Below are 461 nucleotides of genomic sequence, written 5' to 3'. Positions count from 1 at the left end.
CACTTTACAACTTTTGAAGCAAAATAAAATCGCATAGCCTCCCTCGCGATGTATAATAAAGTCGCTAAACCAAAACAACACCAAAAGGGGCTATGCGATATGACTTCATTATACACCGAGACTTCTGTAATTGGTAGACTTCTTACGATTTTCTCTGCACTTTTTCCATCGGCGACCAACCCGACACGCTATTTGCTGACATGGTTCCTGATTGGCCAGCTGGCACTGGAGTCCGCGCCGTCGGTCCGCTGCCTTTACCGGCAGTTCCTGTCGCGGCAGACAGACAAGGCACTGACGTCATATTACCACGCTCTTGCAAATGAGCACGTCACAGACCAATCGATTCGCCAAGCCCTAGCGGGTAAGGCTTTGCAGCTGATTTCACCGGCACTCCGGAATGAGCCAATCTTTCTGAGCATCGATGATACGACAATTGCGAAAGCTGGCAAACACTTCGACGG

Annotated in this window: 1 protein-coding gene; it reads left to right on the top strand. The window is 49.5% G+C overall.

Annotated features, from left to right (window positions below; genetic code table 11):
- Nucleotides 1–99 precede the first annotated feature (99 nt).
- On the top strand, nucleotides 100–461 hold a 362-nt coding region (locus tag ACE419_RS11550), incomplete at its 3' end, for a transposase (protein WP_503128876.1).

Origin of the sequence: Mitsuokella apri (genome assembly GCF_047974105.1) — a bacterium.
GTDB lineage: Bacteria > Bacillota > Negativicutes > Selenomonadales > Selenomonadaceae > Mitsuokella.
Note: the sequence above shows the minus strand (reverse complement) of the source record. Positions and strands in the feature narration are given on the sequence as shown.